The organism is Roseomonas alba (genome assembly GCF_019430885.1).
In the GTDB taxonomy this organism is placed as follows: domain Bacteria; phylum Pseudomonadota; class Alphaproteobacteria; order Acetobacterales; family Acetobacteraceae; genus Neoroseomonas; species Neoroseomonas alba.
The window spans coordinates 281,383-301,215 of record NZ_JAHYBZ010000004.1 but is presented as its reverse complement, the minus strand read 5'-3'; the positions used below and the strand labels follow the sequence as shown (position 1 = coordinate 301,215).

Annotated in this window: 18 protein-coding genes; 11 read left to right on the top strand and 7 right to left on the bottom strand. The window is 67.0% G+C overall.

All coding sequences use genetic code 11. From position 1 onward, the window contains the following. Nucleotides 1-87: 87 nt before the first annotated feature. The 6 genes from KPL78_RS13145 to KPL78_RS13120 all read left to right on the top strand — a co-directional run bounded on the left by KPL78_RS13145 (nucleotide 88) and on the right by KPL78_RS13120 (nucleotide 7,994). Nucleotides 88-1,353: a hydantoinase/carbamoylase family amidase gene (locus tag KPL78_RS13145; protein ID WP_219763415.1), complete on the top strand. Its 1,266-nt coding sequence runs from the start codon at nucleotides 88-90 to the stop codon at nucleotides 1,351-1,353. A 185-nt stretch (nucleotides 1,354-1,538) separates the two neighbouring features. Then, on the top strand, nucleotides 1,539-2,429 hold the full coding sequence (locus KPL78_RS13140; protein WP_219763414.1) for a LysR family transcriptional regulator: 891 nt from the start codon (nucleotides 1,539-1,541) through the stop codon (nucleotides 2,427-2,429). An 82-nt stretch (nucleotides 2,430-2,511) separates the two neighbouring features. Continuing rightward, the gene (locus KPL78_RS13135; RefSeq protein WP_219763413.1) at nucleotides 2,512-3,309 is read left to right on the top strand and encodes a putative hydro-lyase; all 798 of its coding nucleotides are present in this window, start codon (nucleotides 2,512-2,514) and stop codon (nucleotides 3,307-3,309) included. A gap of 74 nt (nucleotides 3,310-3,383) precedes the next feature. After that, nucleotides 3,384-5,459, top strand: coding sequence for a hydantoinase/oxoprolinase family protein (locus KPL78_RS13130; protein WP_219763412.1), 2,076 nt, complete (start codon nucleotides 3,384-3,386; stop codon nucleotides 5,457-5,459). Continuing rightward, nucleotides 5,459-7,132: a hydantoinase B/oxoprolinase family protein gene (locus tag KPL78_RS13125; RefSeq protein WP_219763411.1), complete on the top strand. Its 1,674-nt coding sequence runs from the start codon at nucleotides 5,459-5,461 to the stop codon at nucleotides 7,130-7,132. The genes KPL78_RS13130 and KPL78_RS13125 overlap by 1 nt, the downstream gene beginning before the upstream one ends. Before the next feature lie 100 nt (nucleotides 7,133-7,232). Beyond that, nucleotides 7,233-7,994, top strand: a complete 762-nt coding sequence (locus KPL78_RS13120) for a bestrophin-like domain (RefSeq protein ID WP_219763410.1) — start codon at nucleotides 7,233-7,235, stop codon at nucleotides 7,992-7,994. A gap of 3 nt (nucleotides 7,995-7,997) precedes the next feature. Here the strand turns inward: KPL78_RS13120 and motA are convergent, their stop codons facing one another. After that, on the bottom strand, nucleotides 7,998-8,864 hold the full coding sequence (motA, locus tag KPL78_RS13115) for a flagellar motor stator protein MotA (RefSeq protein WP_219763409.1): 867 nt from the start codon (nucleotides 8,862-8,864) through the stop codon (nucleotides 7,998-8,000). Next, nucleotides 8,861-9,913 (bottom strand): flagellar motor protein MotB, encoded by a 1,053-nt coding sequence (locus tag KPL78_RS13110; RefSeq protein ID WP_219763408.1) that lies wholly within the window; start codon nucleotides 9,911-9,913, stop codon nucleotides 8,861-8,863. Before KPL78_RS13110 ends, motA begins: the two co-directional genes overlap by 4 nt. Before the next feature lie 272 nt (nucleotides 9,914-10,185). On the opposite strand from KPL78_RS13110, the gene KPL78_RS13105 reads away from it, so the two are divergent. Both KPL78_RS13105 and KPL78_RS13100 read left to right on the top strand, forming a co-directional pair. Beyond that, nucleotides 10,186-11,064: an N-formylglutamate amidohydrolase gene (locus KPL78_RS13105; RefSeq protein WP_219763407.1), complete on the top strand. Its 879-nt coding sequence runs from the start codon at nucleotides 10,186-10,188 to the stop codon at nucleotides 11,062-11,064. Nucleotides 11,065-11,340: 276 nt separating this feature from the next. Next, nucleotides 11,341-12,168, top strand: a complete 828-nt coding sequence (locus KPL78_RS13100) for a lytic transglycosylase domain-containing protein (protein ID WP_255568954.1) — start codon at nucleotides 11,341-11,343, stop codon at nucleotides 12,166-12,168. Between the two features lie 380 nt (nucleotides 12,169-12,548). Here the strand turns inward: KPL78_RS13100 and KPL78_RS13095 are convergent, their stop codons facing one another. The 3 genes from KPL78_RS13095 to KPL78_RS13085 all read right to left on the bottom strand — a co-directional run bounded on the left by KPL78_RS13095 (nucleotide 12,549) and on the right by KPL78_RS13085 (nucleotide 15,352). After that, complete coding sequence (locus KPL78_RS13095; RefSeq protein WP_219763405.1) at nucleotides 12,549-13,679, bottom strand: CaiB/BaiF CoA transferase family protein; 1,131 nt, start codon at nucleotides 13,677-13,679, stop codon at nucleotides 12,549-12,551. Between the two features lie 69 nt (nucleotides 13,680-13,748). After that, the gene (locus tag KPL78_RS13090) at nucleotides 13,749-14,594 is read right to left on the bottom strand and encodes a TauD/TfdA dioxygenase family protein (protein ID WP_219763404.1); all 846 of its coding nucleotides are present in this window, start codon (nucleotides 14,592-14,594) and stop codon (nucleotides 13,749-13,751) included. Nucleotides 14,595-14,617: 23 nt separating this feature from the next. After that, a complete protein-coding gene (locus KPL78_RS13085; protein WP_219763403.1) occupies nucleotides 14,618-15,352 on the bottom strand; it encodes an FkbM family methyltransferase in 735 nt (244 codons plus the stop codon). A 67-nt stretch (nucleotides 15,353-15,419) separates the two neighbouring features. Between KPL78_RS13085 and KPL78_RS13080 the strand changes: the two genes are divergently transcribed. Together KPL78_RS13080 and KPL78_RS13075 are read left to right on the top strand one after the other, a co-directional pair. Further along, nucleotides 15,420-15,833 (top strand): BLUF domain-containing protein, encoded by a 414-nt coding sequence (locus KPL78_RS13080; RefSeq protein ID WP_219763402.1) that lies wholly within the window; start codon nucleotides 15,420-15,422, stop codon nucleotides 15,831-15,833. A gap of 473 nt (nucleotides 15,834-16,306) precedes the next feature. Beyond that, nucleotides 16,307-16,777 carry a hypothetical protein gene (locus KPL78_RS13075; RefSeq protein WP_219763401.1) on the top strand — a complete coding sequence of 157 codons (471 nt, stop codon included), beginning with the start codon at nucleotides 16,307-16,309 and terminating at the stop codon, nucleotides 16,775-16,777. Between the two features lie 65 nt (nucleotides 16,778-16,842). Here the strand turns inward: KPL78_RS13075 and thiE are convergent, their stop codons facing one another. Further along, on the bottom strand, nucleotides 16,843-17,493 hold the full coding sequence (gene thiE, locus KPL78_RS13070) for a thiamine phosphate synthase (RefSeq protein WP_219763400.1): 651 nt from the start codon (nucleotides 17,491-17,493) through the stop codon (nucleotides 16,843-16,845). Between thiE and KPL78_RS13065 the strand changes: the two genes are divergently transcribed. Then, entirely contained in the window at nucleotides 17,481-17,897 is a 417-nt protein-coding gene (locus KPL78_RS13065; protein ID WP_219763399.1) for a VOC family protein, read from the top strand. The genes thiE and KPL78_RS13065 overlap by 13 nt on opposite strands. Before the next feature lie 248 nt (nucleotides 17,898-18,145). Here KPL78_RS13065 and scpC read toward each other — a convergent pair whose 3' ends face one another. Then, nucleotides 18,146-19,636: a succinyl-CoA:acetate CoA-transferase ScpC gene (scpC, locus tag KPL78_RS13060; RefSeq protein ID WP_219763398.1), complete on the bottom strand. Its 1,491-nt coding sequence runs from the start codon at nucleotides 19,634-19,636 to the stop codon at nucleotides 18,146-18,148. Between the last annotated feature and the right edge of the window lie 197 nt (nucleotides 19,637-19,833).

Genomic DNA, 19,833 nt, shown 5'->3' with positions numbered 1-19,833 from the left:
CATCCGATGACCGAAGGGCGCAGGCGCCATCGGCGCCGAGCACCCGGAGGTCTGAATCGGAAGCTCCAAACCCAGGGATACCAAACGATGCTGCCGAACCTGACCCCCGATGTGGATCTTGCCGACGAACTCTTCGCCGGGCTCAGGGCCGGCAGCACCGATGGCGAGGGCGTGACGCGAGAGGCCTATGGCCCCGGCGAGCGCATGGCCCATGCCCTGGTGCGCGCGGCGGCGGAACGCTTCGGCCTGGAATGCGCGAATGACGTCGCGGGCAATCTCTACATGACCCTGCCCGGGACGGACCGGACGGCGAAGCGGATCGTCATCGGCAGCCATCTCGATTCCGTCCGGGAGGGCGGGAACTACGATGGCGCGGCCGGGGTGCTCGCGGGCCTCGCCGCGGTGGCGGGGATGAAGCGCGCCGGCTTCGTGCCTGGCCGCGACATCACCGTCATGGCGATCCGCGCCGAGGAAGCCGGCGCCTGGTTCCCGGTGTCCTATCCGGGGTCGCGCATGGCGCTCGGCCTGTTCAAAGCAGATGGGCTCGAAATCCCGCGCAACGACACCGGCCGCAGCCTGGCCGACCACATGCGCGAGGAAGGCTTTGACCCGGACGCCGTCGCGCGCGGCGAGCACGCGCTCGGCGCCCACAACGTCGCCGGCTACCTGGAATTGCACATCGAGCAGGGGCCGGTGCTGGACTCCGAGCAACTGCCGATCGGCATCGTCACCGGCATTCCCGGCAGCCGCCGCCTGCGCCAGGGTCGCGTGGCCGGCGAGTACAATCATTCGGGTGCGACGCCACGCAAGTATCGCCGCGACGCGGCCGCCGCGCTGGCCGAGCTGGTGCACCGCATGGATGAGGAATGGTGTCGGCTCGACACCATGGGCCATGTGCTGGTCTGCACCTTCTGCACCATGGCGACGACGGCCGAGGCCGGCTTCACCAAGATCGCCGGCGAGGCGACCTTCCAGCTCGACGTGCGCAGCGTGTCCCCGCATGCCTGCGACCTGATGTTCGAGGCGATGCACCGCTTCATGGAGGAGATCGAGGCCCGCCGCGGTGTGCGCTTCGAACTCGGCCCCGAGACGGGCAGCCGCGCGGCCATCATGGACCCGGAGATCCGTGCCGGGCTGAAGCGCGCGGCCGAGGCGCTGGGCGTCGGGCATCTCGACATGGCCTCGGGCGCCGGCCACGACGCCGCCGCCTTCGCCGAGGCGAAGATCCCGTCGAGCATGCTGTTCGTGCGCAACCAGAATGGCAGCCACAATCCGCATGAGGCGATGCGGATGGAAGACTTCGCGCAGGCCTGTGCCGTGGTGCAGCGCTGGGCGGCGGAGGCGGCGCAGTAAGGCTGGAAGGGCTCTGCCCCTCCAAGCCACCCCGCCAGGGTGCCGTGCACCCTGGACCGCCGGCACTCGGCGCGGCTGATGGGCTTCGTTTTGACAGCGGCACCCCGCGCCCGGTATCGGTTTCCAAAGGCCTCGGGCCTTTGGCGGGGTGAGCCTGAGAGGGGCGACGCCCCTCTCGGAATCCCATGCGCGACCTCCGCTCCTTAGAGACCGTCCTCTGGATCGTCCGCCTTGGCGGCTTCCGCGCCGCTGCGGCGCGGCTGAACACGACGCAATCGGCGATTTCCGCCCGTGTCGCGCAGCTTGAGCAGGAACTCGGCATCCGCATCTTCCAGCGTGGTCCGCGTATCACGCTGACCGCCGAGGGCACCGCCCTGCTGCGCTATGCCGAACAGATGGTCGATCTGCGCGAGGAGATGCTGCGCGCCATCGCCGACCCCGCTTCGATGCGCGGCCTGCTGCGCATCGGCATTTCGGAAACGCTTGCGCATACGCTACTGCCGCGCCTGGTGCAGCGCATCGGCGCGGCGCATCCGGGCATCGTGCTGGATATGGTGGTGGACATCACCCCGGCGCTGCGCCAGAGCCTCGTGGCCGGGCATATCGACATCGCCATGCTGGCCGGGACGGTGGACGATCCGCGGGCGATCAACGAGCCGCTGTGTTCCTATCCCCTCGGCTGGCTGGCGAGCCCTGCGCTCGGTCTGCCGGACAGGCCGTTGCGTTTGGCGGAACTCACGCGCTGGCCGATCCTGAGCTTTTCGCATGACACGGAGGTCTCGGCTGCGCTGCGCGCCCTGTTCGACCAGGCCGGCACGCCAGGGGTGCGGCTGTGGGGCAGCACGTCCATCGCGACGATGGCGGAACTGGCCCGCGCGGGGGTCTGCGTCAGCGTGATGCAACTGATCGTGGCCGATCGTGAATTGGCATCGGGTGCGCTGCGACAGATCCACGTCACCGATGTCACGCTGCCGGACGTCGCCTTCCATGTCAGCTATATCCGCAAGCCCGACAGCCACGTCGCAGCGACCATTGCGGCATTGGCGCGGGAGATTTCCGGAACGCATGATCGATAATTGCGATCGGATCGATCCAGATTTCGCGTTCGACACGGGGCGCGGCGGGGGCTGCTATGCCCTCGCGGACCAGGAGGCACCCATGGACCACAATCCCGCGTTGCACGAGACAGGCTGGGACGTTCGCCAGCGCATTCGCCGCGGCGAATGGACCCGCCCGACCCAGGGCATGGCGCCAGGCTATGTCCAGGCGAACCTTGCCATCCTGCCGCGTGACCTCGCCCCCGATTTCCAACGCTTCTGCGCGCTGAACCCGAAGCCCTGCCCTCTGCTGGCGTCCTCGGAACCCGGCGATCCGTCGCTGCCGAGCCTAGGCCGTGACATCGACATCCGTACCGACATCGGCACCTACCGCGTCTGGCGCGACGGCATGATGGTCGAGGAGGTCCATGACATCACGCATCTCTGGCGCGACGACCTGGTGGCCTTCCTGCTCGGCTGTTCCCATTCCTTCGAGGAAGCGCTGCTCGCCGACGGGCTGTGCCTGCGCCATTTCGAGGAAGGGGTGCCGGTGCCGGTCTACAACACCAACGTCCCGACCGTGCCTGCCGGCCCGTTCCACGGCCCGCTGGTCGTGTCCATGCGCCCCTTCACCCCGGCCGAGGCGATCCGCGCCATCCAGATCACCTCGCGCTTTCCTTCGGTGCATGGCGCGCCGGTGCATATCGGCAAGCCGGAGATGATCGGCATCACCGACCTGTCCAAGGTCGATGCCGGTGCCGCCGTGACCGTGGCCGAGGATGAACTGCCCGTCTTCTGGGCATGCGGCGTGACGCCCCAGGCCGTGGTCGCCGCCAGCAAGCCACCCTTCTGCATCACCCACGCGCCGGGCTGCATGCTGGTGACCGACCTGCTGAATTCCCGCCTGGCGGTCTTCTGATCGCCGCTGGCGCGGGGTATGCATGTCCCGCGCATCACGACCTTTTCCGTTTCCAGGACAGCATGACATCTGACATGGCCAAAGCTCGCCTTGCCGTCGATATCGGCGGCACCTTCACCGACCTCGCCATCGAGAAGGGCGAGCAGCGCTGGACGGCAAAGGTCCTCACCACCCCCGCCGCGCCCGAGAAGGGCGTGCTGGAAGGCGTGACCCAGGTTCTCGCCAAGGCCGGCATGGCGGCGGGCGATCTCGCCCTGGTCATCCATGGCACGACGCTCGCGACCAATGCGATCATCGAGCGCAAGGGTGCGAAGACCGCCCTGCTGACGACCGAGGGCTTCCGCGATGTCCTCGCGCTGGCCAACGAGGCCCGCTACGACCAGTACGACCTGAACATCGAACTGCCGCAGCCGCTGGTGCGTCGCCGCTGGCGCGTCGCGGTGCCGGAACGGCTGGACAACACCGGCAAGGTGCTGCTCCCGCTGGATGAGGCGGCGGTGCGCGAGCAGGTTGCCTTCCTGAAGGAGGAAGGCATCGAGAGCCTCGCCATCGGCTTCCTCCATGCCTTCGTGAACCCGGCGCACGAGCAGCGCGCGGCCGAGATCGTGAGGGAGATGTGGCCGGAGGTGAAGGTCTCGCTGTCTTCCGAGGTCTCGCCCGAGATGCGCGAATGGGAGCGTTTCTCGACCACGGTTGCCAATGCCTATGTGCAGCCGCTGATGGCGTCCTATCTCGGGCGGCTGGAAGTCGGGCTGCGTGCCGCGGGGCTGACCTGCCCGCTGTTCCTGATGCTGTCGGGCGGCGGGCTGACGACGATCGAGACGGCCTCGCGCTTCCCGATCCGCCTGGTGGAATCCGGCCCGGCGGGTGGCGCGATCTTCTCCGCCTTCGTCGCGAAGCAGCGCGGTTTCGACAAGGTGCTGTCCTTCGACATGGGCGGCACCACGGCGAAGGTCTGCCTGATCGACGATTTCCGCCCGCAGGCGTCCCGCACCTTCGAGGTCGCGCGCGTCGGCCGTTTCAAGAAGGGCTCCGGCCTGCCGCTGCGTATCCCCGTCATCGAGATGGTGGAGATCGGTGCGGGTGGCGGGTCCGTCGCCCAGGTCGATTCCATGGGCCGCATCCAGGTGGGGCCGGAATCGGCGGGCGCCGATCCGGGACCGGCCTGCTACGGCCGCGGCGGCACGCATCCGGCGGTAACGGATGCGAACCTCTCGCTCGGCCGCTATGAGCCCTCGCTGTTCGCCGGTGGGTCGCTGCCGTTGAAGCCGGAACTGTCGCTGTCCGCGCTTGCGGAGCATGTCGGCGGCAAGATGGCGCTGTCGGCTGAGATGGCCGGGCTCGGCGTGGTCGAGATGGTGGATGAGAACATGGCGAACGCCGCGCGCGTTCACGCCATCGAATCCGGCAAGGGCTATGATGGCCGCTTCGTCATCGCCTTCGGCGGCGGCGGGCCGGTGCACGGCTACCGGGTGTGCGAGAAGATCGGCGTTAAGCGCATGCTGGTGCCGAGCGGCGCCGGCGTCGGGTCCGCCATCGGCTTCCTGCGCGCGCCCGTCGCGTATGAGGTGGTGAAGTCGCTGTATCAGCGCTTCGGGTCCTTCGACCTCGCCGCGGTGAACGGGCTGCTGTCGTCCATGTCGGCCGAGGCGACCAAGGTCGTCTCCGAAGGCGCCTTCGGCGCGCCGGTCGAGGAAACGCGCATCGCCTATATGCGCTATGTCGGCCAGGGCCACGAGATCGCGGTCCACCTGCCGCCGCGCGCGCTGACCGCATCCGACGTCGCCGCGATCCGCGCCGACTACGACGCCGAATACACCCGCTTCTACGACCGACCGGTGCCCGGTTCGGATGTGGAGATCCTCTCCTTCGCCGTCACCGTCCGCACCGTGGAAGCGCATGTCGAACCGGCCGCGCCCGTGGCCGATGCGCCCGCGCCCAAGCCCATCCGCACCCAGATGGTGCGCGACACGGCGACCGGTGAAGTCACCGAATGGCCGGTCTATGACCGCGACCACATGTCCCCCGGTGCGACGATCCACGGCCCCGCCATCGTGGCGGAGGCGGAGACCAGCACCCTGATCGGGCCATCCTGGAACTGCCGGATGGATGGGCTCGGCTATCTCGACCTGACGCAGGAGGCCGCGTGATGAGCAAGGAAACCGGCGCACTCGCCACCATCCAGCGCCAGATCCAGTGGAACCGCCTGATCGCGGTGGTCGAGGAACAGGCGCAGACCATGATCCGCACCGCCTTCAGCACCACGGTGCGCGAGGCGGGCGACCTGTCGGCAGGCATCTTCGACCTCGAAGGCCGCATGCTGGCCCAGGCGGTGACCGGCACACCAGGCCATGTGAATTCCATGGCGGAGGCGGTCGGGCACTTCCTCGCGAAGTTCCCCGCGGCCGGCATGCAGCCGGGTGACCACTACATCACCAACGATCCCTGGCTCGGCACCGGCCACCTGCACGACCTGACCGTCGTCACGCCGGCCTTCCGCAAGGGCAAGATCGTCGGGCTGTTTGCCAACACCGCGCACATCATCGATATCGGTGGCCTCGGCATGGGGCCCGAGGGGCGGAGCGTCTTCGAGGAAGGCCTCTACATCCCCATCGTGAAGTGCTTCGACCGCAACGTCGCGAACGAGACCTTCTTCGACTTCATCCGCGCCGGGTCCCGCACGCCGGTCGAGCTCGAGGGCGACATCTACAGCCTCTGCGCCTGCAACGACGCCGGCGCGAAGCGTCTGGTCGAGATGCTGGACGAGTTCGACATGGACAGCCTCGACGAGATCGGGGCCTACATCTTCGAGGCCAGCACCCGCGCGACCCTCGCCGAGATCGCGAAGCTGCCGCGCGGCACTTTTCACGCCTCGATCGTGTCGGACGGCTATGAGGCCCCGGTCACGCTCAAGGCGAAGATGACGACGCATGACGACCGCATCGTGGTCGACTTCGCCGGCACCTCGGGCCTGTCGAGCCGCGGCATCAATGTCCCGCCGGCCTATTGCCGCGCCTATGCCTGCTTCGGCATCAAGGTCGTGGTCGCACCGGAAGTGCCGAACAACTGGGCGTCGCTGCTGCCCTTCCAGATGGAGATCCCGGAGGGCTGCATCCTCAACGCCCCGCGCCCGTATCCGGTCAGCGTGCGCCATGTCGTCGGCCAGTTGCTGCCCGACCTGATGATGGGCTGCCTGCACCAGGCGGTGCCGCATCGGGTGAATGCGGAAGGCTCCTCGGCGCTGTGGAACCCGCCGCTGCGGGGTGGCTCGCAGGTCTCCGGCCAGGCGGCGGAGACCGAGGATTTCGAGATCATCACCTTCAACTCCGGCGGCACCGGCGCGCGGCCGACCAAGGACGGGTTGGACGGCACGGCCTTCCCGTCCGGCGTGCGCACCATGCCGGTGGAGGCGACCGAGAACGTCGCCCCGGTCATCTTCTGGCAGAAGCAGCTCCGCCCCGATTCGGCCGGCGCGGGCCGCACCCGCGGCGGCTTCGGGCAGGTGATGGAGATCGGCGCGAAGGGCGATGCCGAATTCGCCGTGAATGCCATCTTCGACCGCGTCGCCAACGCGCCGAAGGGACGTGAGGGCGGCGGGGAAGGCGCCACAGGCTGGGTCGGACTGAACGATTCCAACGGCACGATCCTGCGCACCAAGGGTTTCCAGGTCGTTCCCAAGGGTCGTCGCCTGCTGCTGAAGCTGCCTGGCGGCGGTGGCATGGGCGACCCGAAGGAACGCGACCCGGCCCTCGTGCAGCGTGACATCGAGGACGGGCTGGTCAGCCCGGAAGCCGCGCGCGCCATCTATGGCGTGAAGGCCTGACACAAAGCTGCTGACCCTTGGCGGCGCCGCGCGCCCATGGCCATGATCGGCCCTGGGCGCGCGCGGGATGCGCGTCGCGCCAGGGAGAGGACTGGTCGAGATGACGCTGCTGATCGGCGCGGGGGTCTTCGTCGTGACCTTCGCCTTCGGCCTGGTCGGCCTGCTGCTGCATCGCGCCCTGCTCGAGGATCACCGCAGCGGCGAATCGAAGGATGTGGTCCGGCTGGTCCAGGCCTTCATCGCCTCCATCGCGACGCTGGTGCTGGGCCTGCTGATCGCCTCGGCCAATACCCACTACCGTGAGCAGGCCGATGGCGCCTCGGCGCTCGCGGCCGACATCATGGTGCTCGACGGGGCGCTGGCCCATACCGGCCCGGCGGCGGCGTCGGCCCGGGCGGCGCTGCGCCGCATGCTGCACGCGGCGATCGACGCCCATGTGCTGGAAGCGCGGTCCGACGAGACGGCGATGATCGACCCGCAGCATCTGGACGCCTTCTACGACGCGGTGGCGGGCCTCCAGCCGGCCAATGCGGCGGAGCATGCGGCACAGCAGCAGGCGCTGGCGATCGCCTCACGTCTGGTGCAGGCGCGCACAACGCTGCTGGTGCGCGACGTGACGGACGACCTGCAATGGCCCTTCCTCGCCGTGCTGGTGTCCTGGCTGTCGCTGATGTTCCTCGCCATGGGGCTGTTCGTTCGCGCCAACACGATCATCGTGCTGGCGATCGGCGCCGGCGCGCTGGCGGTGAGCGGCGCAATCTTCATGATCCTCGAGCTGCAGAACGCCCATGCGGGGCTACTGCGCATCTCTGATGCGCCGCTGCGCTTCGCGCTGGAACAGCTTGGCCACCCCATCCACTGACCGTCAGGCGATCTGCAATTCCTGCAGCGTCTGTTCGAGTTCCTGGAAGCTCGGCATGTGGCCGGTGGGGACCATCTTGCGGCCGGTCTCGACGGCGACCTGCGGGGCATTGCCGTGCAGATGCGCGACAAGGACGGCGCGGATCACCTCGAAGAACTTGCTCTCCTCCTCCACCACGCCCTTGAGGCGTGAGGCGAAGGGTCCCATCAGCCCATAGGCCAGCAGCACGCCGAGGAAGGTGCCGACCAGCGCGCCGCCGATCAGCCGCCCCAGCACCGCCGGCGGCTGGTCGATCGACCCCATGGTCTTGATGACGCCCATCACCGCCGCGACGATGCCGAGCGCCGGCAGCGCATCCGCCATGGCCTGCATGGCGTGGGAGGGGTGCATCTCCTCCTCCTTTGCCTTCTTCAGCTCGCGCGCCATCACGTCCTCGATCTGATGCGGATCGTCGGCATTCATGCCGACCATGCGCAGATAGTCGCAGATCAGATGGACCACGTGATGGTCATGGGCGATGCGCGGAAACTTGTTGAAGGCGGCACTTTCCTCCGGCTTCTCGATATGGGGTTCGAGCGCCATGGGCCCCTTGGTCTGCGCCAGGCGCACCAGGTAGTAGAGCAGCGACAGCAGGTCCATGTAGTCCTGCCGCGTGTATTTCGCGCCCTTCAGCAGCTTCCCGAAGCCGCCGCCGACATGCTTCAGCTCGGCCATGCTGTTGGACATGATCAGCGTGCCGATCGCCGCCCCGCCGATGATCGCGAATTCGAAGGGCAGGGAATGCAGGATGATCTCGAGATGCCCGCCCGCGGCGACATAGCCGCCGAAGACGCAGACCAGCAGGAAGCCGAGGCCGGCGAGCGCGATCATGGGGCGGCGTCCGGATTCTGGCGCAGGACCGTGATGGAGACGCGGCGGTTCGCCGACGCGTTGGGGGCGTCGGGCATCAGCAACTCGCGATCGGCGAGGCCGGAGACGGACCGGATGCGGGTCTCGGGCAGCCCGGCCTCGATCAGCAGGCGGCGCGTGACGTTGGCGCGCTCGGTCGAGAGGTCCCAGTTGCTCCGCTCACCCCCGCCGCGGAAGGGCGTGGCGTCGGTGTGACCGGCGATGGCGATCGGGTTGGGCAGACGCGCGGCGGCCTGGGCGACGCGGGCCAGCAGCGCCCGGGCGCGGTCATTGGGCGCCGTCCCGCCCAGGGCGAACATCGGCTGGCGGTCGGCGTCGATGAGCTGGATGCGCAGCCCGTCGCGGGTCTGTTCCACCAGCATCTGGCGGGCGAGGTCGGCGAGCGCCGGATCGGCCGCGACGGTGTCGCGGATCTGCTGGGCGACGGCCTCGAAGGCCTCGCGTTCGCGCCGGGCGAGTTCCTGGCGCAGTTCGACCTCGCCCAGCGCCTCGGGCCTGGCCTCGGGCGCCGGGGTGTCGGACGGGCCGCCACGGGGCGGCTCCGGCCCGGCCTGGGCGCCGGGCGGGGTGGCGACGGTCAGGCGTGCATCCTCGGCATCCTCGCGGCCCTCGGGGCCGTCACGGCGGGGCATGGGGCGGGCGGGGGTTTCGGTGTCGTCTTCCTCGATATCCATCACCACCGGCAGGCGGCCGGGCTGAATGGTCATGGCGCCCAAATTCGAGGTGACGTTGCCATCATCATTCGGCGTTTGGCCGCCGAAGGGCTGGCCGGAGCCGGAAACCGAGCGTGCCAGCAGGTTGGTCGGCGCAAAATAGTCGGCCAGGCCGCGGCGCTGTTCCTCGGTGGTCGCGTTCAGCAGCCACATCAGCAGGAAGAACGCCATCATGGCCGTGACGAAGTCGGCATAGGCGACCTTCCACGCGCCGCCGTGGTGGCCGCCTTCGATGACTTCCTCTCGCTTGATGACGATGGTGCCGCTGTTTTTGGCACCGCTGGTTTTGCCGGACATCGGGACCAGCATGCGACGGCGCGGCTGACTATTTCGCTAATCCCGGCCGCCAGTGGCGGCCGGAGTCTTTGCTTTGCCCTCAGACGGCGGGCGGCGGCCATCCGGCCGCCTTGCCTTCGCGCCGTGCACTGGCGCACGGGCGACGGCTGGCGGGTTGGGCGCGGTCGCGCTGTGCGCTCCCGGCCCGATGCGTGGCATCGGGCCGCCGGCGTGGTCCCGGGAGATGTCTGTGGCGTGACACGGATCGGGTGCTATGGTTCCGTTGGAGCTGCATGGACCTTCCCGCCCCCAACCTGGACGCGCCGGCCCAGACCGCGCCCTTCCACATCCAACGCCCGGCGCGGCAGACCCTGCCGATCGTCTTCGCCTCGCCGCATTCGGGCCGCGACTATCCGGCGCGGCTGGTCGCCGAGGCGCGGCTGGCGCCGCTCGCGCTTCGCCGCAGCGAGGATTCCTTCGTCGACGAACTGTTCGCCGCCGCCCCGACCCATGGCGCGCCGTTGATCGCCGCGACCTTTCCACGCGTCTGGTGCGACGTGAACCGCGAACCCTGGGAACTCGACCCCGGCATGTTCGATGGGCCGCTGCCGCCCTGGGTGAACACCTCAAGCCCCCGCGTCGGCGCAGGGCTGGGCACCATCGCGCGCATCGTCGCGACCGGGGAGACGGTCTATCGCCGCCGCCTGTCCTTCACCGAGGCCGAGGAACGCATCCGCCAGTGCTGGGAGCCGTATCACGCCGCCCTGGCGCAGCTTCTGGCCGAGACCCGGGCCCGCTTCGGCTTCTGCCTGCTGATCGACTGCCATTCTATGCCGGCGCATCCGGCGCAGCTCGCCAACCCGCCGGATTTCGTGCTCGGCGACGCCCATGGCACGGCCTGCGCCCCGCGAGCGACGCGGCTGGTCGAGGAAGTGCTGCTCGGCCTCGGCTACCGCGTCCGGCGCAACGATCCCTATGCCGGCGGCTATGTCACTCGCCATTACGGCCGCCCGCGCGATGCGGTGCATGCCCTGCAGATCGAGATCGCCCGCTCGCTCTACATGGACGAGACGCGGATCGAGCGGAATGCCGGGCTGGTTCCCCTGGCGCGGGACCTCACCGCCCTGATCGGGCATCTGACGACGACCGATTGGACCTTTCTCCGAGCTTGATGCAGTGCAGCATGGCGTAGAAGGATTTTCTCCATTTGGAGAAATTCTTTCTCTCGTGTGCCGGAAAAAAGAAAGGCGGTGCCCGAAGGCACCGCCAAGTTTAGGGAGGAAACGTCCAAGAAAGACAGCGAGTGGCGAGGCCAACTCGCTGCGAGGCGGAACTTATGCGCGGTGGCCGCCTCCTGCAAGAGACTTTTTGCATTGCAGCAAAAATGGCGCGGCGCAGCATGGCCGCGCAGGTTTGTTGCGTGGCATGGGCCTTGCGCTTGCCCAGGCATGTGCCCAGCCCTGCCGAATCCCCTCATCGCCCTGTCGCTCCTGCTCGGACTCCTGGGATTCGCCCCTGTCGCGGGGGGCCAGACTCCCCCTCTGCCCGACCCCGGTGCCGCCTGCCGGGCCGCCATCGCCACGGCCGAGCGGGAAAGGGGCGTGCCGGCGGGCCTCCTCCAAGCCATCGGGCGGGTGGAATCCGGCCGGCGCGACCCCGTGACTGGCCAGTTCGGCCCCTGGCCCTGGACCATCAACGCCGAGGGCCGCGGCATGTTCTTCCCGACGCGGGAGGCAGCGATTGCCGAGGTACGGCAACTTCAGGCCCGCGGCGTGCGGCTGATCGACGTCGGCTGCATGCAAGTGAACCTCTACCACCACCCCAATGCCTTCCCTGGCCTGGATCAGGCCTTCGACCCGCTGACCAACGCCCGCTACGCCGCGCAATTCCTGTCCGAACTGCAGGCTTCTACCCAGGACTGGGCGCGCGCCGCCGGCCACTACCATTCCCAGACGCCGGAACGGGCTGAGCCCTATCGCGCCCGGGTGCTCCAGGCCTGGGCCGGGGAACAGGGCCGTCCGCCCGGCGATCCAGCCGCCGAGGCCGCGCTGCTGGCGCGCTTCGCCGCCGGTGGCAGCGGGCCGCTGAGCCTGGCGAACCGGGCGGAACGGGCACAGGTGATCCCGCTTGCACCAGGGGCGGCGGGGCAAGGGCGGGGGCTCGACGCATATCGGGCGGCGCCGATCATGGCGATCGGGCGGGTGGCGCCGGCGCCGCAGCCGGTGCGGAACTCGCCGGCGCCGTCGCGGGTGCTGTTCTTCCGGCGGCCGATGTGACGGCGGGTGCCTTTGGCCGTCTTGAGCCTTCTCCGCCGGGCCAAACGGTCAGCTCGGGCATTTCACTGGGGCGTTGGAGGGGCTTTGCCCCTCCAAGCCAACCCACCAAAGGCCGAAAGTCCTTTGGAAACCTCAACTCGGTGCCGTGCGCCACTGGCAGGATACATGCCAAAACGCGCATTTGCGCACGCAGCGCGCCTGGCGGGGGTGACTGGAAAGTCGTGCCCGGCGCCAGAAGATTGCGGTCCAGGGGCTCCAAGCCCCTGGCGGGGGGTTCGGGGGGGCAGAGCCCCTCCGATAGTAGCCTCACCGGCCGGGCTTGGCCGGATCACAGGGGAGAGGTGAGGTTTGGGGCGGGGCGAAGCTCCTTGGACCTCGCTCTACGCCGCGAATTCCGCCCGGATCTTCTCGCTGTGCTCGCCGAGTGACGGCACCTTGCCGAAGGGCCGCTCGCCATCCGACAGCCGCGCCGCGGGCAGGGCGATCTGGATCGGTCCCTTCTCCGTCTCCACGGGCTTCCGCTTCAGCACCGGGTGCTGTTGCAACCCGCCGCAGTCGTTGACGAAGCCATAGGCCGTGTTGGCCTTGCGCAGCTTCGCCGCGCATTCGTCGCGGGTCAGGGTCGCGAACATGGCCTGGATATGCGCGTCGACCATGGGGCGATGAGCCACGCGGTCGTTGTTCACGGTGAAGCCGGGTTTCTGCGGCAGATCCGGCTCGTCGAGGAAATGGGTGCAGAAGGTGGCCCATTCGCGCTCGTTCTGGATGGCGATCAGGACGTCGTGGCCGTCCTTGGTCTGGAAGGCGCCATAGGGGCAGATGGAGGGATGGGCGAGGCCGATGCGGGGCGGGTTCCGGCCGGTGCCCTCGTATTGGAGGAGCGGGACGGACATCCAGTCGGCCATGCCGTCGAACAGGGAGACGGCGATGCCGCGGCCCTTGCCGCTGATCGAGCGGGAGAGCAGGGCCTCCAGCACCGCGGCATAGGCGTGCATGCCGCAGGCGATGTCGCAGGCCGAGACGCCGACGCGGCCGGGGCCCTCGGCGCGGCCGGTGACGAAGGCGAGGCCCGATTCCGCCTGCACCAGCAGGTCATAGGCCTTCATGCTGGCGTAGTCGCCTTCCTCGCCATAGCCGGAGATGTCCACGGTGATCAGGCGGGGATGCTTCTCGCGCAGCTCGGCGCTGCCGAAGCCGGCGCGCTTCATCGCGCCGGGGGCGAGGTTCTGGATGAAGACATCGGCCTTGGCGATCAGGCGTTCGAGCAGTGCCTTGTCGTCCGGCTTCTTGATGTCGAGGCAGATGCTCTCCTTCCCCCGGTTCAGCCAGACGAAGTAGGAGGAGAGGCCATTCGCCACGGCGTCGTAGCCACGGGCGAAATCGCCCTCGGGGCGTTCGATCTTGATGACGCGGGCACCGGCGTCGGCGAGGCGGGAGGCGCAATAGGGCGCGGCCACGGCCTGGTCCATCGCAACGACAAGAAGCCCCTCCAGGGGCAGCAATGACGACATTTCTGATCCCTCAACCAGTCCTAGCCCATCCAACGGACGCGCCGCCGCGTCAACCGTCGCTGCCCAATGTCAGACGGGCACGTCGCCGAGCAGGGTGACGCGGTGCATCTCCCGCCGCAGGCCGTGATAGTCGTTCACCGGATAGTGCTGGACCGAACGGTTGTCCCACAGGGCGATCGCGCCGGGCGTCCAGTGGAAGCGGCAGGTGAATTCCGGCCTGGTGATGTGGGCGAAGAGGACATCGAGCAGGGGCTTCGATTCCGCCTCGGTCCAGCCATCGAAGCGGGTGGTGTGGCCGAGGTTCACGTAGAGCGCCTTGCGGCCGGTCTCGGGATGCGTGCGCACCACCGGATGCGTGGCTTCCAGCACATCCGCGTTGGTGACGGCGCCACGTTCCTTCTGGCGGTCCTCCCGCGTCTTGGAGGCATCGGCCTTCTTCGAGGAATTGATGGCGCGCAGCGTGTCGAGCGTCGCGCGCAGGCCGGGGGACAGTGCCTCATAGGCCGCGCGGCAATCGGCGAAGAGGGTATCGCCGCCGGCGGCCGGGACCTCTCGCGCGATGAGCATCGTCGCCATGGGCGGGCGGTCCAGATAGGCGGTGTCGGAATGCCAGACGCCGCCGAAATTCACCCGTTCATGTGGTTCCTTGATGACAGGCGTGATCTGCGGGAAGCCATCCAGCCCGCGCACGAAGGGATATTCGACCGGCGTGCCGAAGCGCGCGGCGAAGGCGAGGAAATCCGCCGCCGGCAGCGCCGCATCGCGCAGGAACAGCACGCCGTGTTCCAGCCAGGTGTCGCGCAGCGCGGCGAGCGTCGCGTCGTCGATGCCGCGGCGCCAGTCGAGGCCCGAGACCTCCGCCCCCAGCAGCCCCGAGGCGCGGGTGACGGTGAAGCGTTGCGCGGTGATGGACATGGTTCCCTCCGTTGGGCGGAAGGCTACGCCGGGGCCTGCAATCGTGCCAGCAGGGCCGGGGCATCTTCCCTCGGCAGGGCGTAGAAGACGAAGACATAGGGGTCCGAGGCCTCGAAGATGGAGGGATCGGGCGAGGCACGCTGCATGGTCGCGCGGTCGAGCGCGGCGACCGGATGCCAGGTGTCGTGCAGTTCGAAGAGCACGTCGTAGCCAAGGGCATCGAGAAAGGCCGGCACGGCCCAGGTGCTGCCTTCGCGATGGCGTTCCTCGATCTCGATCGTCAGGACGGGGCGGCAGCGCAGCAACGTGTCGCGGGCGCCGCGCAGGATCTCGTATTCCGCGCCCTCCGCGTCGATCTTCATGGCGGTGACGTCCGTCAGGCCGAGATCGTCCAGGCGCAGCAATGGAACGGTGAAGCGTTCGACCGCGACGCGGGCGGAGACATGCGCGGCGTAGTCCTTGGCGGTGCTCGCCCATTGTTCCTGCGCGACGCCGTCGAGGACCGGCATGGCGAGGGTGATCTCGCCCGCGTGGTCGCCCAGGGCGGCAGCGCGGCAGTCCACATGCGCCGGCATACCCCCGAAAGCAGCGCGCAGCGTGGCCTGGAGGCGCGCAAAGGCGGCGGGAAGGGGTTCGAAGGCGATCACGCGGGAGCCGGGCAGGCGGGCGAGGGGGAGGGTAATCAGCCCGTCATGCGCGCCGACATCGATCAGCGTGCCGGGGCGATGAAGCTGGCGGTGGAACTCGGTCTCGTTCATCGGCCCTCTCGGAAAAGTGTGAGAATCATGTCAGCATCGCGCGCCGGCCAGGCGAACAGGAGAGCGCATGTCGCTGATCCAGTTGATCTACGTCTCCCGCCCGTTGGGATACGACCCGCAGCAGCTTGCCGATATCCTGACCGTCGCCCGTGCCCGCAATGCGGCAGCGGACGTCACAGGGATGCTGGTCAGCCGCTGGGACCTGTTCGTGCAGTTGCTGGAAGGCCCCCGCCAGGCGGTGGAGGAGACCTTCGTCCGCATCCGCCGCGACATCCGCCATGTCGAGGTGACGCTGCTGCGCCTGGAACCGGCTGAGGCGCGGCTGTTCCCCGGCTGGGAGATGCGGGACGACGCGGTGCCGTCCTGGCTGTGGTCGCGCGCCGATGTGCTGGCCGGGAAGCACCGCGAGGCGAGCCCGGAGGAGGCGCTGGGCATCTTCGTCCGTATTGCCAAGGAGCCAAGGGACTCAGCCGGTGGGTAATGCGGCTCGGTCAGATCTCATCGGACATCGCTAGACTCGGCCGGGATTGACTGACGGACCCGTCAGGCGAAAAATAGAATTAGCGGCGCTTTCTGGCGATACGAGGCGGCGGACAAGACAATCCGATCTGGAGTTTCGCTGTGGTTAGAACTACCGATCCTGCACGAGAACTCGCCGACCTCTGTAGATCGTTAGTCGAAAATTCGAACGAGAGAGGCGCCGACTTTCTTGCGAAGAGATTCGGCGTAACTTCATGGTCTATGGATTTTTTTCAATTACTATTCCAAATCTCGAAGAGATTCGATAAACTCAAAGAAATAATAAGGAAATAAGATTTTGCTGACGACATTAAGGAGGAAATTATTGGAAAATTAGACCAATGTGCTCTGGCATTTTCGCAGACTGGGTTAGTAAATACTTGGCAGACAGTTTGTGAAAGATATATCAATGACAATAATACATCCGCTATTAAAATGGCTTCGATCTCTTTGAGGAAGGCGTATGCGTATGATTTTCTCGAAGAGACCGAGGTTAGTGAATTAATAAATATAATCGATGAATTTTTGAATTTATTGGAAAATAGACAAACGGATGATTTGGATTTCTGCCGGCAAGCCATGATAGATGGCTTGATAGAATTTAAATTTCGATTGGAGAAGCTAAAATGGCTAGACCACGGATATGCAGTAGAGTCGCTTCGAAATGTCGTGGCAGCATATTTTGTAGCAAAAGAAACAATTCGACAATCTCCAGATTTTGACGAAAAATCCATCATGAGAGAAATAGAGATGAATTTCATTAAAATATTTAAGATACTTAAGATTGGAAAAGATGCCGTTGATATAACTAGAATGATAATAACAGGTGCCGTTTCTTTGTATTTACTGACTCAAAATGCTCCGAGAATTGCTGGGTATCTGACTTATTCTCCGACTAACCCGTGAATTGTGAGCGAGTTCAGCGAGTGTGTTCATTGCCCGTTTGGCCAAGCGAGACACATTATGACTGATCACATGCGCACTGTAGCCGCGTTCATCGCGCGCACCCCGGCTGCCGGGCCCTCGGGGTGGTTCCACACCGCGCCCACTACGGCGAGGAAATCCGCCCCCGCGCGCACCAGCGGCGCACAGTTCGCGGCGGTGATGCCGCCAATCGCGACGCAGGGGATCTCCATCATCTCCGACCACCATTCCAGCAGGTCCGTTCCGGCGGTGTGGACCGTCTCCTTCGTGTCGGTGGGGAAGAAGGCGCCGAAGGCGACATAGTCGGCGCCGAGCTCGCCCGCCTCCATCGCGAGGTGGCGGGAGGCATGGCAGGTGATGCCGAGGATGCGGTCCTTGAGCAGCTTGCGCGCCCCTTCGTGGTCGCCATCCGTCTGGCCGAGATGCGCCCCGTCGCAGCCCAGCGCGTGAGCTAGCTTCGCATCGTCGTTGAGAATGAAGGCGACGTCGCGGGCCTGGGCGATGGGCATCAGGACCTCGACCGCGCGCTTGATCTCATCCTGCGCCGCATCCTTCAGCCGGAGCTGAAGGCAGGCGACGTCGCCGGCGTCCAACGCCTCGGCCAGGCGATCACGAAAGGTGGCGGGATCGAGCCGCGGCGGCGTGATCAGATAGAGTCGGCAGCCTTCCGAGGAGACGCCCTGAGATGCCGCATTCATCCGCCGTGATTCCCTGTCTGCGCTACGCCGACCCCAAGGCCGCGATCCGCTTTCTGACCGAGGCCTTCGGCTTCGTCGAGAAGCTGGTGATCCCCAGCCCAGATGGCGGGGTGATTCATGCCGAGCTGACCTATGGCGCGGGCGAGACTCGCGGCATGGTGATGGTGGGCGGGGCGGAGCGGAAGTTCTTCGACATGCACCTGCCGGCCGAGGTCCGCGGGGTCACGGACTGCCTCTATGTCGTGGTGGCCGACACGGACGCGCACTGCGCCAAGGCAAGGGCGGCGGGGGCGGAGATCCTGGAAGGGCCGCTCGACCGGGAGTACGGGTCGCGGGAGTACGTGGCGCGCGATCCGGGTGGGTATCTGTGGGATTTCGGGACCTATGATCCCTGGAAGGGGTGAGGCCCGATGGCGACCGGAGGGGCTCTGCCCCTCCGGACCACCCCGCCAAATGCTGAGAGCATTTGGAATGCCGGATACTTGGCGCCGGGCGCGAAAGGCATGCTGCGCCCTCACAGCGCGCTCCGTGCGCAAATGTGGGTTTCGGCACCCATCCGGCCCACGGCGCCCGGCGCCAAGTGACGGTTTCCAAAGGCCCTGTGGCCTTTGGTGGGGGAGGTTTGGAGGGGGCAAAGCCCCCTCCAAGCGTCCTACGCCTTCATGCTCCCCGTCTCCCGCAGCCGCGTATGCCAGGACAGCGCTTCCTCAAGGACATGCGGCGTGTGCCCGCCGCGCGCCTGGGCGCGGCGGACGTAGTCCTTCAGCGCGTCGCGATAGTCGGGATGCGTGCAGTTCGCGATGATGACCTCGGCGCGTTCGCGCGGAGCGAGGCCGCGCAGATCGGCGAGCCCGCATTCGGTCACCACGATGTCCACGTCATGCTCGGTATGGTCGACATGGCTGACCATCGGCACGACGCTCGACACGTTCCCGCCCTTCGCCGTCGCCTTGGTCACGAAGATCGACATGAAGGCGTTGCGCGCGAAGTCGCCCGACCCGCCGATGCCGTTCATCATGTGCGTGCCGCCGACATGGGTGGAGTTGATGTTGCCGTAGAGGTCGAATTCCAGCGCCGTGTTGATGCCGATGATGCCGAGGCGGCGGACGATCTCGGGATGGTTGCTGATCTCCTGCGGGCGCAGGATCAGGCGCTGCTTGTAGCGCGGCAGGTCGGGCAGGACGGCGTCGTACTTGGCCTTCGACAAAGTGATGGACGACCCCGAGGCGAAGTCGAGCTTGCCGGCATCGAACAGGTCGAAGGTCGAATCCTGCAGCACCTCCGAATACATCTTGAGGTTGTGGAAGGGCGTGTCGATGAAGCCGTGCAGCACGGCATTCGCGATCGTGCCGATGCCGGCCTGCAGCGGCTGCAGCGTCTCGGTCAGGCGGCCCTTCTTCACCTCGTGCAGGAAGAACTCCGTAAGGTGGCCGGCGATGCCGCGCGTCTCGCCATCCGGCGGCAGCACGGTCGAGGAGCTGTCGAGCTTCGTCGTGATGACGATGGCCGCGATCTTGTCCGGGTCGATCGGGATGAAGGGCAGGCCGATGCGGCTTTCCGGCGCCACGACAGGGATCGGCATGCGGTGCGGCCGGTAGGTCGGGATGTAGATGTCGTGCAGGCCTTCGAGTTCCGCCTGCTGGGAGAGATTGATCTCGATGATCACCTTCTCGGCCAGGATGGCGAAGGACGCCGAATTGCCGACCGAGGTGGTGGGCACGATGCCGCCCTGTTCGGTGATGGCGACGGCCTCGATCACCGCGATGTCGACCGGGCCGATCTGGCGGCTGCGCAGCAGCTCGACGGTCTCGGACAGGTGCTGGTCGACGAACATCACCTCGCCGGCATTGATCGCCTTCCGCAGGGCGGGATCGACCTGGAAGGGCATGCGGCGGGACAGGACGTGCGCCTCGGCCAGCGTCTTGTCGAGGTCGTTGCCCAGCGAGGCGCCCGTGATCAGCGTGATCTTCAACGGGTCGCGGCGGGCCCGCTCGGCGAGCGCCATCGGCACCGCCTTGGCCTCGCCGGCGCGGGTGAAGCCGCTCATGCCGACGGTCATGCCGTCCTTGATGAAGTTGGCCGCTTCCTCGGCGGTCACGATCCGGTCGCGGAGGTCGGCGCGACGGACGCGATCTTCGTACATCAGGATATCCTCATGGAGCGTTTGGATCGCACCAAGGGCACATGAAAGGGAATGTCAACCTGAGGCGAGGACGCCCGTGCTCCGGGCGCCTGTTGAGTCGTCCGGTCCGGGCGGATAACCTTCCCGACGCATGAAATCGGCCCCGAGTACCACCTGAACCGGCCCCGCGCTGCGCGCGAGGGCCCCGAGGAGCCGGC